Raw genomic sequence first — 13,677 nt, 5'->3', positions numbered from 1 at the left:
AAAAATACAACTATTTCTGTTCCGGGCCGCCTTCAGGGAAAGCCTCGCCTTTGTGGCAGGTATTACAGCTAACTGTAAGCGCGTCACTACCTATTACCGGGTGTTTTTGTTTAAAGTATTTTTTATTGATCTTAAGGGTCATACGCATCATAACCCTGGCAATTTCCTTCTCGGGTTTGGCGTCACTGGCAAAATCCAAGCCGTGGCCATCCTTTGCATTGGCATGGCAAAAACTACACGTAACACCAAGCCCATCCTGAAAGTCATCTACCATAATTCCCTGGAGATCTTTTGTGCTGATGTTTTTAGGTAATACTTTTAAATTAACATACTGTACAGTAGCTTGTTTTGAAGAAGCGGCAGCCGCACAAATACTTACCATTGCCCCAAGGGTAATAATAATACCCAGCTTTTTGTTTATTCGCATAGTTTATTCAGGATTTAACTGCGTGTATATTTAAGGTCACTTCCAGCTCGTTTGATATGGTGCTTGTTCCGCCAATTCCAAAATCTTTCCTGTTTATTTTAAATGATCCTTTAAACTGAAATTCATTATTGGCCGGTACGGCAGTGAACGGAATGGAAATATCTTTTGATTTACCTTTAATAGTAAGTTTTCCATTAACAGTGTAATTGCCTGTTTTGCCGGAAGCAGTAATTCTGGCAGATGTAAAATGAATATTCGGATAGTTTTTAATATCAAAATAGCTATCGTCTTTAAGGTGTTTATCCCTCAGGCTATTATCGGTATTTATTGTGCCGGCATCTATTGTTATGTCCATGCTGCTGCTGGCAGGTGCCTGGGCATCAAAGTTGATCATCCCCTGGATCCCGGTAAAAGATCCCTTCACATCAAAGCCAAAATTGCCGATGGTAAATTGCACGGTTGATTTTTCATCAACCGGTTTATATTGCGCCATCACAGTTAGGCCTGACAGGGTGATCAGAATAAATAATATTGTTTTTTTCACGCTTTTATCTTTTTTACAGGTGATTGAAAAATGTGGAACTATGGATTACCGCAGCTCCACGACCCCACAACCAATCACCCTATATTGTGTACTTATTTTATCCCGATGTATTATCCGGCGTTTATTAATGGTGTATCTGTAATTGCCAGGGTATGGTTATGTTCCTGGTAATTCACACTGGTTAAACCCAATAGTGTGCGAAGTTTCTCAGCCGGAACCTTCATTGGGCCCGGTGATGGTGCTGCCCCCGGCGCGGGTTGCGGGAAGGCGGTTGAATTAGCTGTATGGAAAGTAATATTCCCTTCAACCTTTTGAATGGTTTGATGAATATGACCATTAAGTACAGATACCGAACCAAAGCGTTTCAGCAAAGCCAAAGCCTGGGCACTATCCTCTGTTCCCCATCCCCATTGCGGATAAATGGCCCACATTGGGATATGTGCAAATACTACAATAGGGGTACTTGAGGTAAGTCCTTTCAAATCCCCTTCCAGCCATTTGATCTGATCAGGGCCTAAGTAGCCCAGGCCACCGTCAACATGATTAGTTACATTTACTAACCCAACAAAATGCACTCCGTTTGAATCAAAGCTGTACCAACCATCTCCTTTAGTACCTTTTCCATAACGCTCCAGGTAAAGTTTGCCGTTATCGGTCACATCATGCTCTCCTGGTACATAAAATATTTTTTCAGTCTTTACACTTTTTAATGATTGTTCAAGCGTATCAAACTCATCAGCCTGCGCCAGGTGGGATAAATCTCCGGTATGTAATACAAATGAAGGTTTAGCCGGCATCGCATTAATTTTTTCAATGGTAGCCTGCAATGTTCCAACCACATCAGGATTGGCAGCTTTATTAAAGCCAATATGACTATCGCTGATCTGGACAAAACTGAAATCGGATTTTGGGACTACAAGCCCTTTTCTCAGGCCTCCTGTTGTTTTATCAATCATCTGGCTCATGCCGTATGATTTTAAGATGCCGCCCGACATCATCCAAAGTACGCCAGTGCCGGCCCATGCCATGCACTCTAAGAACCCTCTGCGATCAATGCCATCGCCATTGGCATCAGGGGTATGTTCTTCCCCGTGGTTAAAGTGGTTTTTCATATTTCTTTTTTTAGTGATTATTGAAGTACATCACGAAAAAAGATAATATTAATTCCCTGCTATAATATTTTACATGAGTTGAGATAATTACTTGATGAAACTTGTTTTTAGCTCAGTTTAAGAGCTGCATGTTTCCTGAAAAGTTATTTAATTTTTAATGTTATGGCTATTAGAACAGTACACATTTCCTTTATTTCTTCTTCGGTATTGTAATAATGAACGGAGGCTCTCACAATACTGCTGAGCTGATTTTTATTCATATAGATAAGGGTTGAGATAGCTTTGCCAACAGATACATTAATTTGATTTGCGGCAAGCTCGTTTTTCACCAAAACGCTATCCATTCCATTCACCGAAAAGGTTACAATGCCGCATTTTTGGTCTCCATTATCATGAACGGTTATTCCGTCAATGCCTTCAAGCTCGAGGCGTAGCATACCGGCTAAATACTGAACCCGCTGCCAGATCCTTTCAATCCCAATATTTAAAGCATACTCAACGGCTTTACCCAGCCCTAGTGTAAGGGCACGGTTTTTTTCATAAAGCTCAAATCGCCGGGCATCGTTCCTTACTTTGTAATCACTTTGACTAACCGAAGGAGCGGAAAAGCCATCCATAAAAATAAGCTTCAATTTATCCTGTACTTCTTTTCTTACATATAAAAAGCCTGTTCCCCTTGGCGCACGTAAATACTTACGTCCGGTTACTGATAGCATATCACAGTCAATTTCTTTTACATCTATCGGTATCTGCCCTGCGCTTTGGCAGGCATCTACCAGGTATAAAATATTATGCCTGCGGGCTATTTTACCTATTTCAATAACCGGGATCATGTTACCTGCAGTTGAAGGAATTTGTGTAATTGCTATCAATTTGGTTTGATGTGAAATAGCTTCCTCCAAAGCTGGGAGTGAGAAATTGCCCTGGTCGTCATTAGGAATCACCCTTAATTCTATACCATGTGTTTTTTGCGCATTTAAGAACCCTATTAAGTTGGTTACATACTCCATTTCTGAAGTAATAACAACATCGCCTTTTTTGAAGTCGATCCCGTTAAATGCCAGGTGCCAGGCCATGCTTGCATTTTCTGCAATAGCTATTTCATTCTTATCAGCGTTTATCAGGCGGGCAATTTGGGTGTATGTATCTTCCAGTTTCTCCTTATACTTATATTCGGTTTCATATCCGCCGCAAATTGCCTCTTCATTTAAATAACTCACAACAGTTTCAACCACCACATCCGGCGGCAGGGAAGCGCCTGCATTATTAAAGTGGATCTTTTGAGTTGTTCCTTTGGTTTCGGCTCTTAATTGTTGTACTTCCTGAGGGCTTAACGGTATAATTTCCATCTTAATTTATCTTGAATTATTACTCAAGACAAATTAAAGACTTAGCACAATAGCAAAACAGATGCAGTTTTGTTAATTTCAACCATAACAGATTGCTTGCAATTCTATTGGGTCAACCGTTCATATCCCTCTAACAGCTTCTTTGGCGCACGGTTACGCCATGCAGTTAATAACAGGCTTTTAAGATCATCCGGCGATACAGTTTTCAGATCAACAAGTATATAATCCGTATTCAGATAATGGTCGGTAATGTAAAAAATAAGCGGAGCGGCTTCCATCCATTTATCGCGCTCAATGCTTTGTACAACAAAAGTTTCGCAATCTTCCCGCAACCTGCAAAATATTTTCTTATTTACATAAAATGCCGGTGTATTGTAGCACATCTTTTCTGTAACACCGGGTAATGGTATTAATATTTTACGAACAAATTCCAAAAAGGCTTTGGTGCCCGGTTCCATTAGCCTCTGGCTGACATTAAACCGCCACTGATGCCTGTTATTCATACGTGTAAAGAAATTAACCAACTAAAATTACTAATTCCGGTTGATTTTACTGTTCCGCATATTTATTATAAGCGCCTTTTTAATACGGCCAGCCAGCACCCTGTACAGCTACCTCAATACTCAGTACCTGGCCTGTTCTTGAGTCATCGGTCATTTTTTCAAAGCCACGCCATTCTGCTGCTAATATGTAAAGCGTTTTCCTGTGTTTGCCACCAAGCATACAGGCAAAGCAACCCCTGTCAACATTAACAGTTTGCAATACTTCCCCACCCTCAAGTACGCGCACGCAACGTTTATTGGGTACGTCTGCATACCACACGGCGCCTTCAGCGTCAATACAAATACCATCAGGTGTGCCTTCACCCAAATTGGCCCATACTCTCCTTTCTGAGAGCGAGCCATCAGCTTCAATATCAAAAGCGGTAAGCTTTCTTCCATGCGATTCAGCAATTATCAGTGTTAAATTATCAGGCGTTATAGCCATGCCATTGGGGAAGGCAATACCTTCTGCCACTTGCTTTACTGTGCCATCAGGTGTAATAAGGGCGATGATCCCGGGAGCGAATTGTTCACCGGGAGCCGGGTTAAGGCCACTTCCGTTAACATAGATATTTCCCCTGCCATCAACTACAATTTCATTGCAGCCGCCTGAAAGAGCAGTTAAGTCGGCATGAGTAACCAACGAACCATTAGGCTCCATGCGCATAAGCAGCCGTTCACGCCCCGAGATAATCAAGAAACGTCCATCGGGAAGCCAATCAATGCTGAATGGAAATGATGGCATTTTGGTAATTACTTTCATCTCGCCATCCGGGTTCATGGCAACAACATCCTGCACTACCCAGTTGGAAAACCATAAACGGCCATTGTACCAGCGTGGCGATTCGCCAAATCCCAGGCCGGTTGCCAGGGTTTTAATTTCGGGGGTTTTTATAAGTTCCATTTTGTCTTGTTTTTATTTCTGCTCCGTAGCAGGTATTTTAACTGATAACAATTGGCGTTTCCCAATTTGGACAAACGCGGTTAAATTTATTTATCACTTAAATAACTCATCTCAAAAAATAATTGAAACCCATGTCCAATTCAATAAAACTCATTTGATATGCAGGTAATTCATTAATTAAATAACCATTTAAATAAAACGTGATGAGAAAATTAACTGTGTTTAGCCATGTAACGCTTGACGGATATTTTACAGGCGAAAATGGCGATATGAGCTGGGCTCATAATGGTAATGATGATGCCGAATACCAGGCATTTGTGGCCGGTAATGCCAGCGGCGACGCCGAGCTGCTATTTGGAAGAGTAACTTATGATATGATGGCGGGCTATTGGCCAACTCCTATTGCCAGTCAGCACGCACCCATTGTTGCCGAAAAAATGAATAGCGGCAAAAAAATAGTGTTTTCAAAAACAATGGATAAAGCTTTATGGAACAATACCAAACTGATAAAGGGCGATTTGATAGAAGAAGTAAGAAAAATGAAAGAAGAAAAAGGCCCCGACATGGTAATATTAGGGAGCGGCAGTATTGTCGCCCAATTAGCGGTAGCAGGTTTAGTAGATAACTACCAAGTGGTAATTAGCCCCGTTTCTCTTGGAAAAGGCCGCACCCTGTTTGAAGGACTGCCCCAAATGTTATCTCTAAGGCTTGCTAACTCAAGAGCATTTAATAACGGTAAGGTATTTTTGAGCTATGAGGCAATTGCTTAAAAATAACGAAAGCGGATTGATATTTTAGATCAATCCGCTTTCATTAAAAGATTAAAGACAGTCGCTTGATATTGGTATTAAATAAAACCAATCAGTACTTTAGCAGTTTCATTTAATAAAAATAAATACCATGCCCGAATTACCCGATCTGCAGGTTTTTAGCCGCAACCTCACCAAGCTGTTTAAAGGAAAGAAGCTGGAAAAGGTAATTGTTAAGGTAACCCAAAAGCTAAACGTGCCCGAAAATAAATTACAGGAAACTTTGGAAGGGCAAACGCTTACAAAAGTGATCAGGGTAGGTAAGGAATTGCAGTTTGAGTTTGATAATAACCATGTTTTGGCTACCCACCTGATGCTGCACGGTCAGTTGCAGTTGTTTGATAAAACCAACGATCATAAATTTACCATTGTTGAGCTGCTTTTTGAAGGAGACAAAGGCCTTGCCCTTACTGACTTTCAAAAAGCTGCAACACCAACCCTCGATCCTGAAAAATTGGATACACCGGACGCTTTGGATTTTGATGAGAAATACCTGCATGATAAACTAAGCACCACGCGTACCCCGGTTAAAACAGTATTGATGGATCAAAAGGTATTGCGTGGGATTGGGAATGCCTATGCCGATGAGATCTTGTATGATGCTAAATTATCGCCATTTTCCCCGTCAAACAAAATTCCATCTGATAAAGTAAAACAGCTGGCGCAATCAATTAAACATGTTTTGGATGATGCCGAAAAACAGATCTTAAAAAACAATCCGGATATTATCAGCGGGGAGTTCAGAGATTTTATGCAGGTGCATCATTCTAAAAAGAAACAAACGCCTGCTGGCGAAACTATTCACCAGGATGTAATAAGTTCCAGGAAAACCTATTATACCGACTCGCAGGAGCTTTTCAGTTAGGCCGACTTCAAATGCCTGTTACTATCGCGGACTCCCCATTCGGCCATTGCATTTAATACGATGGTGAGGTCTTCGCCTGCCTCACTCAAAAAGTAAGTTACAAAAGGCGGAACTACGTTTTCTGCTTTCCTTATCACCAGGTCATCATCCTGTAATTGTTTTAAATGCTGGATCAGCATTTTTTCAGTAACTTCAGGGATGGCCCTTTTCAATTCACTATAACGCTTTGGTCCGCTCATTAACTGGTATAGTATAATGGGTTTCCAGTGGCCGCCAATTTTGCTGATAGCATAAGTAACCGGGCATGATGAGGTAATCTTGTTAAAATTCCTGGTCGAGTTTTCTTTGATTTTTGTCATGGCACATACTTTGGGGTAAGTACTTGTATAAAAGTAAGTACAAATATACCTTTGTTTCCAACAAATCAAAACACAAAATGAAAATTACAATCACAGGATCATTAGGAAATATCAGCGGCCCTTTAACCGCGCAGTTAGTAAAAGCCGGCCACCAGGTAACAGTAGTAAGCAGCAGCGAAAGCAAAAAAGCTGACATTGAAGCTTCGGGTGCTAAAGCCGCAATAGGCTTAGTAGAAGATGTTGACTTTTTAACCCAGGCATTTACAGGGGCTGATGTTGTTTATACTATGGTACCGCAGCAGGCGCAATCAAACGATTATAAAGCGTTTATCAGGAAAATTGGCCAAAATTTCGCAACCGCCCTTAAAGCAGCGGGCATAAAAAATATTGTAAACTTAAGCAGCATTGGTGCGCATTTACCGTCAGGCACAGGACCCATTACCGGGATGCATGACGCAGAAGAGATCCTAAATAAATTGGATAATGTGAATATCAAACACCTTCGCCCGGCCTCATTCTATTATAATTTTAACCATAATATCGACATGATCAAACATATGGGCATCCTTGGCGGAAATTATAATGCAGGCACCCGCCTGGTTTTAGTGCACCCCAAAGATATTGCCGATGCCGCATTTGAAGAAATTGTCCAGCCATTTTCAGGCACAACCGTCCGCTATATTGCCAGCGATGACAAAACAGCCGGCGAGGTGGCAGCCATTTTAGGCGCAGCAATAGGCAAGCCTGAACTGCCATGGATTGAATTTACCGATGAACAATCACTTGCCGGCATGCAGCAGGGTGGTTTATCAGAAGACGTATCAAAAAACCTGACAGAGATGGGTACAGCCATAAGAAGTCGCGTATTATGGGAAGATTATGATAAACACAAACCTGTTTTAGGCAAAAGAAAATTTGAAGAATTTGCAAAGGCGTTTGCAGTAAAGTATAATGGATAATAAAAAAAGCGTTCTGTGAATTATCGCGGAACGCTTTTTAATAAAGCGCCGTCCACTCAACGGCGCTTATAAACTGTCAAACTTTATTAACGAAAAAGTAAAAAGAACGGAGTGTAATTATATGATTGTTATTAATTGGTAGACATGTTTTCGGGTAGTAATTCAAAACGGATGATATTATTACCGCTTAAATATACCTGTGCTGCCTGTTTCAATGTTTCGGGTGTCACCTTTGCAAGGTTTGGTTTTGCATCCAGCACCTGTAATACGTTTTCATCATTCTCATACTGACTGGAAAGGTAACTCAGCCAAAAGCCATTATCATTTAAAGCCAGCTCTACATTTTTTTCATAAGCGGCTTTAAATTTCTGAATGTCATCAGCTTCTGCACCGTTGCTTATAAGGGTTTCCATTTCTTTTTTAACCATAGCTATCAGGTGATCGGCATTTTTAGGGGCACAACCAAATGACACCGTAAACGCATACCTGTTTTTTGGGTATTTATTGTACAGTGTTTGTACGCTGGGGCTATACACTTCACTTTCTTCTTCGCGCAGGTGCTGCAGTACTTTTATCTGCAAAATATCACCAAGGGCTTTTAGCAACAGGTTGTTTTGTGCGCTGTATTGATAATCGCCGCTTATTAACAGGCGCACTATTGCTTTGTTCTCAGCGCCTTTATAAACCTTTTTGGTAAGCAGGCCTGCGGGGATATGGATGCCCAGATCGCGCGGCTTTTCATTTTTACGGAGTGAGGGTAACGATCCGAGATACTGCTCCAGCAATGGGGTAACGGTTTCAATATTGAAATTACCAACAAAAACAAAGGTAAAGCCCGCTGCATCGGCAAAACGCTCTTTATAAATGTTGTAAGCTTTTTGCATTGAAATTTTATCCAATCTTTCAGCACTTGTGGGGGATGACCGGAAACTATAATTCCCCATTACATAATTCACCGTATCGGCAAATACATTGTTTGGATCAGCATAGCGGTTAGTAAGCGATTCTTTAGCATTATTAATAATGTTGTTGAAAAGTGTGCTGTCCTTACGTGGTTTGGTAAACTGCATATAAACCAGTTGCAAAGCTGTTTCCAGGTCGGCTATGGATGTAAAGCCGTTAATGTTTTCGGAACGGGCTGCTATACTGGCTGCCACATTAAGCTGCTTGCCATTTAATACTTTTGAGAGCTGCACCGGGTTTAAATTACCCAGGCCAAAACGACTCATAAGTGCCGCCGCATTTGCCGCATTATCATAATCAGCATCGTTATACAATGAAGTGCCTCCCGGACTGAACGCCGTAAAACGAATCTCGTCGTTTTTAAAATCGGTGGGCTTTAAAATAACTTTAACACCATTGCTTAAGGTAAGCTCAGTAACATTTATTTGTGGTACAGCGCTTTTTGCAATTACCTTACCCGGTTTTGGTTTTATGGCAAGCAAGGTTTGGCTTACCTCATCATCCTTAAACGGCTTGATATCACTTTTATTTACATTGTTTATCCATGATGAAAGGGTGGCTGAATCAGGAAGCGTGCTTTTATCTTTTTCAGGAGCCAATACCAGTATATCAACATCTGCCGACTTGAAGTAATCATTCATCAAAGCTGTCACATCAGCTAGCTTAATTTGATCAATATGTTTTTTTGCGAAATCATTTTCCCAAACGATACCCGGTGAAGCCTCTTGCTGTAAAAACAGGCGCTGATATTCCTTTACATAACTGTCAGACGGTGTTTTGTCTTTTTCTTTCAACCCGTTCTCTAATGATCGCAGGTAGTTTTGTTTTGCCCGGTCAAGCTCGGCCCGTGTAAAGCCATAACGTTTTACTTTTTCAACTATCAGCCAGCTTTGTTCAACGGCCTGCTGCAGCTGTCCGCTTTTTGGCGTCACATCAAAAGTGAAAGCATCAAGCCCGCCTAAAATACCCTGGATGTTTGCATTCATATTAGTAAATGCAGGTTTGGCTTTCTGGCTTATTTCGGCATAACGGCGTGCGGCCAACAGTTGGTTAAACAAACTGCGCTTAATTGATTCCAGGTAGTCCGCCTCTGTTTTTAATACAGGAGCTTTATGTTTGTACAGGATTTCAATTTCTGTTGACGGTTTTTCCTTATCGGTTACCGTTAAAAACTGAGCATGCCCTGTTAAAGGAACACTGTATTTTGTTCTTGATCTTTCATTTGACGGATTTTTAAGATCAGCGAATTGCTCGCGGATCAATTTCTCCACTTCATCAACATTTACATCACCCACTACAATCAACGCCTGCAGATCAGGGCGATACCAGTCATGATAAAAACGTTTGATAATTGCCGGTTTAAAATTAATCAGCACCTTATCAATACCTATTGGCAAACGTTCTGCATAGCGCGAGTGGTTAAGCATTACCGGGTAAAACTTCCTGGCCATGCGGTCGCTTGCCCCTTTGCCAAGGCGTTCTTCTTCAAGCACCACACCGCGTTCTTTTTCTATCTCAACTGAATCAAGCAGGGCTTCCTGTGCCCAATCACGCATAATGTTCAGGCCGCTTGCGGTCATTGTGGCATCATCGGTTGGCAGGGGTAATTCATAAACCGTTTCGTCAAAGCTGGTGTAAGCATTTAAATCGGCACCGAAGCGTACCCCTGCTTTTTGCAGGTAATCAACCAAATCATTTTTGGGGTAATGTTTGGTGCCGTTAAAGTTCATGTGCTCCATAAAATGGGCCAGCCCCTGCTGGTCGTCATCTTCCAAAACTGAACCCACCTTATTAACCAGGTATAATTGCACCCGTTTTTGCGGCTCATTGTTTTTACGGATATAATACGTAAATCCATTAGCCAGCTTACCCGTGCGCACTGCTTTATCAAGCGGGATGGTTTGAGCTCCGGCGTTGCAATATAACAACACAGCCAAAGCCGAAACTAAAAGTTGTTTAGTGTTCATGTAAATATTTATAAGCTGATTTTATCAGTTAAATAATGAAGCCAGTTTCTTATTCAACTCATCCCCGCGCAGGTTTTTACCGATGATGTTGCCATTAGGATCAATAAGGAAATTTTGCGGGATGGATTGTACGCCATACAGCTTGGCAACTTCGTTGTTCCAGCCGGTAAGGTCAGATACCTGTGTCCAGGTCAATCCGTCTTTTTTAATGGCGGCAAGCCATGCTGCTTTGGTGTTTTTACCATCAAGCGATACGCCTACTATGGAAAGTCCCTTGCTTTTATACGTGTCATAAGCTTTTACAACATTCGGATTTTCAGCACGGCATGGTGCGCACCAGCTTGCCCAAAAATCAACCAGTACATATTTGCCTTTAAACGATGCCAGGCTAACAGGTTTACCGTTTGCATCCGGCTGGGTAAATTCAATTGCCTTGCTGCCAATAGGGGCTTTGCTGTCCAGCTCTTTGTTATTGGCTGCCACTTTATTATCCAGGTCTTTCTGTTTAGCTATTACATCATTTATAGCCTGGTGTAATTTTGTAGGCTCACTTAAATTGGGGACATTTTGAGCCAGTGTATCGCTCATGGCATGTGTTACAAAGCCCGAAGAACTTAATACATAAGCCAGGTAAGGGCTAACCGGCGATTGTGGATTAGCACGTGCAAATACTATCAGATCATTAAGGCTGGATGATATGGCGTGATAAAAACGTGCTGTTACCGCCTTTTTATATTCAGCATCATTTTTAAAGCTATCACTGGCCATCTCTTTGTTTACCGCCAATATTTCCGAATGGCCTTTGTTTATGGCGCCGGCAAAATCAGTATGTGCCTTTGCTCCTGAACCTGTTACGGTAATTTGATCAAACGCTGGGCCTGTTACTACATTTAATTCGCCTTTATCCAAAATAATTGTGGCTTTGTCTTTAGGGTTTGCAGGATCAGTTTTAGCTGTAAGGCTAATTTCGGCGCCAATGGCTTCCTTTGTATATCCTTTAAATTCATATTTACCACTGGTAACTGTGGCGCTGTCTGTTGGCTGATTTAAAAATGGGGCATAAATAAGATAGACTTTGGCTGGTGGAGCTGTCAGTTTATTCAAATCGCCATGGATGGTGAAGTTTGGTTTGTTTTGTGCAAAAGCACTTGCTGATAGCATAAGCACGCTGCTTATTACCATGCTCATTTTTTTAATTAGTTTCATTTGTTGTTGGTTTTTATAAATTAATAATTACATAGCTGTCACAAGCTGCCGGGGCAGTATGTGGCCTGGCAGTGATGAAATTTTTAAAGTTTAAGGTTGGCGAAAACCGGCACAGATGGCTTTCGCTAATAATGCCGTTTCTGTGGTAATTAAGGCCAGCAGCATCAAAAAATGCTGCCGACCTGTTAATGAAACTTTATCTTAGTTATATCCTGGGTTTTGAGTTAAACTTGGGTCGTTTGTAATATCAGTAAGGGGTATAGGCCATACTGCTCTTTGCGGGTTCCAGGTTGAGCCTTTTAATGCTGAAACTGCAGTAATTGCTGCATCAAGTGTCCCGGTTCTTTTCAAATCAAAAAAGCGGTGACCAAATTCAGTAAACAATTCTGTTTCCCGTTCCTTTGCAATGGCGGCAAGCATAGCATCTTTAGTTGTTGCGGTTACACCACCTAATCCGGCTCGTGTGCGTACTGTATTAATATCGGCTTTTGCGCCATTAAGATCACCCTGTTGTACCAGAGCTTCTGCCCTTATAAGGTATTGCTCCGCCAGTCGCAGCACTACCACATTTTCGGTTCCCGGTGTGTTTGATTTATATTTATTGGGGAAATAATAAACAGTAGCGGGGGTTGTGCCCGTAGCTGCTACGGTTGTAGGCCGTACCCAATTGGTAAACCGGGTATCTCCAGGTTCAAAGGCATTTACCAGGTTAGGCATCATTGCGCTTTTGATGCCGTAAGTTAAAATCAATGCCGGTGATGCTAATGAAGCAGGCATATTGCCGTTATATAAACTAAATTCAGCTACCCAGCTTCCTGTTGGCGGCACCAAATACCATATGGCTTCGCTGCTTGCAGCTAAAAATGCCTTTGAAGGGGCAACCAGCTGATATCTACTGTCAACTATTACTTTGGTCGACTCTTTAGCTGCATTTACATAATCATTATTATATAAATAAACACGTGCCAGCAATGCATTAACTGCCTGTAGGTTGGGCCTGCCTCTGCTGTCGGTAACGGCGCCTAAACCATCAGAATAATCATTGGTTAAAAGTCCCTGTGCTTGTTTCAGGTCGGCTACAATCTGCTGGTAAACATCGCTTTTAGGCGCACGTGCAAGCGTCTGTGTTTTATTAAAATCTGATGTTAAAGCTAATGGAACATCACCATACAGGTTTACCAGGTTAAAGTATATAAAAGCCCTGGTAAATAAGGTTTCGCCCAGCCATTGGTTTTTAAACTTAAGGTTTTTTGCGCTGTTTATTCCCTCAATGGTAAGGTTACAGTTATAGATCTGCTTGTAAAAGCCCGACCACTGCGTGCCATTACCAATTAAGCTGGTTAAGGCATCGCCAAAATAAGCTTTACCCAAAATGTCACTTGCAGAAATGCTTTGCAACTCATCAGCATATAACCCTGTTCTGTAACCTACACTGTTTTCGCCCATTACCGGCGATCCGGTTAAAACGCCGTTTACCAGGTTTGAAAAATTGCCGTTAACAACTGTTGATGTTGAGTTGTCGTTTACAAAGGCGCTGGCGCCTGCAACCTTATCAACCGGCAGGGGGATGTCTAAATACTTACGGCAACCGGTTGAAAATATTAATGTAAGCAGGCATACAAAGGTTGTCCATTTAATGCCTGTTGCTATTTTATAGTTGAATAATTTCAT

Annotated in this window: 13 protein-coding genes; 3 read left to right on the top strand and 10 right to left on the bottom strand. The window is 41.6% G+C overall.

The features are described from left to right. Positions 1-10: 10 nt before the first annotated feature. The 6 genes from BUE31_RS10090 to BUE31_RS10065 all read right to left on the bottom strand — a co-directional run bounded on the left by BUE31_RS10090 (position 11) and on the right by BUE31_RS10065 (position 4,878). On the bottom strand, positions 11-427 hold the full coding sequence (locus BUE31_RS10090) for a c-type cytochrome (protein ID WP_073402936.1): 417 nt from the start codon (positions 425-427) through the stop codon (positions 11-13). Between the two features lie 7 nt (positions 428-434). Beyond that, positions 435-971, bottom strand: coding sequence for a YceI family protein (locus BUE31_RS10085; RefSeq protein WP_143167079.1), 537 nt, complete (start codon positions 969-971; stop codon positions 435-437). A 110-nt stretch (positions 972-1,081) separates the two neighbouring features. Continuing rightward, entirely contained in the window at positions 1,082-2,083 is a 1,002-nt protein-coding gene (locus BUE31_RS10080) for a metallophosphoesterase family protein (protein ID WP_073402933.1), read from the bottom strand. A gap of 143 nt (positions 2,084-2,226) precedes the next feature. After that, positions 2,227-3,432, bottom strand: a complete 1,206-nt coding sequence (locus BUE31_RS10075; RefSeq protein WP_073402931.1) for an aminotransferase class V-fold PLP-dependent enzyme — start codon at positions 3,430-3,432, stop codon at positions 2,227-2,229. Positions 3,433-3,536: 104 nt separating this feature from the next. Further along, positions 3,537-3,935 (bottom strand): MmcQ/YjbR family DNA-binding protein, encoded by a 399-nt coding sequence (locus BUE31_RS10070; protein WP_083619614.1) that lies wholly within the window; start codon positions 3,933-3,935, stop codon positions 3,537-3,539. 79 nt (positions 3,936-4,014) lie between these two features. After that, positions 4,015-4,878: an SMP-30/gluconolactonase/LRE family protein gene (locus BUE31_RS10065; protein ID WP_073402929.1), complete on the bottom strand. Its 864-nt coding sequence runs from the start codon at positions 4,876-4,878 to the stop codon at positions 4,015-4,017. A 203-nt stretch (positions 4,879-5,081) separates the two neighbouring features. Between BUE31_RS10065 and BUE31_RS10060 the strand changes: the two genes are divergently transcribed. Together BUE31_RS10060 and BUE31_RS10055 are read left to right on the top strand one after the other, a co-directional pair. After that, positions 5,082-5,648, top strand: a complete 567-nt coding sequence (locus tag BUE31_RS10060) for a dihydrofolate reductase family protein (protein WP_073402927.1) — start codon at positions 5,082-5,084, stop codon at positions 5,646-5,648. Positions 5,649-5,778: 130 nt separating this feature from the next. Then, entirely contained in the window at positions 5,779-6,552 is a 774-nt protein-coding gene (locus BUE31_RS10055; protein WP_073402926.1) for an Fpg/Nei family DNA glycosylase, read from the top strand. On the opposite strand, the gene BUE31_RS10050 is transcribed toward BUE31_RS10055, so the two are convergent. Beyond that, positions 6,549-6,911, bottom strand: coding sequence for a winged helix-turn-helix transcriptional regulator (locus BUE31_RS10050; RefSeq protein ID WP_073402924.1), 363 nt, complete (start codon positions 6,909-6,911; stop codon positions 6,549-6,551). The genes BUE31_RS10055 and BUE31_RS10050 overlap by 4 nt on opposite strands. Before the next feature lie 77 nt (positions 6,912-6,988). Between BUE31_RS10050 and BUE31_RS10045 the strand changes: the two genes are divergently transcribed. After that, positions 6,989-7,870 carry an NAD(P)H-binding protein gene (locus BUE31_RS10045; protein WP_073402922.1) on the top strand — a complete coding sequence of 294 codons (882 nt, stop codon included), beginning with the start codon at positions 6,989-6,991 and terminating at the stop codon, positions 7,868-7,870. Between the two features lie 131 nt (positions 7,871-8,001). Here BUE31_RS10045 and BUE31_RS10040 read toward each other — a convergent pair whose 3' ends face one another. From BUE31_RS10040 to BUE31_RS10030, 3 genes are all read right to left on the bottom strand, one after another. Next, the gene (locus tag BUE31_RS10040) at positions 8,002-10,800 is read right to left on the bottom strand and encodes a M16 family metallopeptidase (RefSeq protein ID WP_073402920.1); all 2,799 of its coding nucleotides are present in this window, start codon (positions 10,798-10,800) and stop codon (positions 8,002-8,004) included. A gap of 24 nt (positions 10,801-10,824) precedes the next feature. Next, positions 10,825-12,006: a TlpA disulfide reductase family protein gene (locus BUE31_RS10035; protein ID WP_083619611.1), complete on the bottom strand. Its 1,182-nt coding sequence runs from the start codon at positions 12,004-12,006 to the stop codon at positions 10,825-10,827. A 201-nt stretch (positions 12,007-12,207) separates the two neighbouring features. Continuing rightward, entirely contained in the window at positions 12,208-13,677 is a 1,470-nt protein-coding gene (locus tag BUE31_RS10030; protein ID WP_073402918.1) for a RagB/SusD family nutrient uptake outer membrane protein, read from the bottom strand.

Origin of the sequence: Mucilaginibacter sp. OK098, assembly GCF_900142915.1 — a bacterium.
Taxonomy (GTDB): domain Bacteria; phylum Bacteroidota; class Bacteroidia; order Sphingobacteriales; family Sphingobacteriaceae; genus Mucilaginibacter.
The sequence above is the reverse complement of the archived record's forward strand: the minus strand, read 5'-3'. Positions and strand labels throughout refer to the sequence as shown.

Bases quoted from the DNA above. Each gene is read 5' to 3' on its own strand.
- BUE31_RS10060 (WP_073402927.1), top strand. From the start codon at position 5,082: ATGAGAAAATTAACTGTGTTTAGCCATGTAACGCTTGACGGATATTTT.
- BUE31_RS10075 (WP_073402931.1), bottom strand. From the start codon at position 3,432: ATGGAAATTATACCGTTAAGCCCTCAGGAAGTACAACAATTAAGAGCC.
- BUE31_RS10050 (WP_073402924.1), bottom strand. From the start codon at position 6,911: ATGACAAAAATCAAAGAAAACTCGACCAGGAATTTTAACAAGATTACC.
- BUE31_RS10055 (WP_073402926.1), top strand. From the start codon at position 5,779: ATGCCCGAATTACCCGATCTGCAGGTTTTTAGCCGCAACCTCACCAAG.
- BUE31_RS10065 (WP_073402929.1), bottom strand. From the start codon at position 4,878: ATGGAACTTATAAAAACCCCCGAAATTAAAACCCTGGCAACCGGCCTG.
- BUE31_RS10090 (WP_073402936.1), bottom strand. From the start codon at position 427: ATGCGAATAAACAAAAAGCTGGGTATTATTATTACCCTTGGGGCAATG.
- BUE31_RS10030 (WP_073402918.1), bottom strand. From the start codon at position 13,677: ATGAAATTATTCAACTATAAAATAGCAACAGGCATTAAATGGACAACC.
- BUE31_RS10070 (WP_083619614.1), bottom strand. From the start codon at position 3,935: ATGAATAACAGGCATCAGTGGCGGTTTAATGTCAGCCAGAGGCTAATG.
- BUE31_RS10080 (WP_073402933.1), bottom strand. From the start codon at position 2,083: ATGAAAAACCACTTTAACCACGGGGAAGAACATACCCCTGATGCCAAT.
- BUE31_RS10045 (WP_073402922.1), top strand. From the start codon at position 6,989: ATGAAAATTACAATCACAGGATCATTAGGAAATATCAGCGGCCCTTTA.
- BUE31_RS10040 (WP_073402920.1), bottom strand. From the start codon at position 10,800: ATGAACACTAAACAACTTTTAGTTTCGGCTTTGGCTGTGTTGTTATAT.
- BUE31_RS10035 (WP_083619611.1), bottom strand. From the start codon at position 12,006: ATGAAACTAATTAAAAAAATGAGCATGGTAATAAGCAGCGTGCTTATG.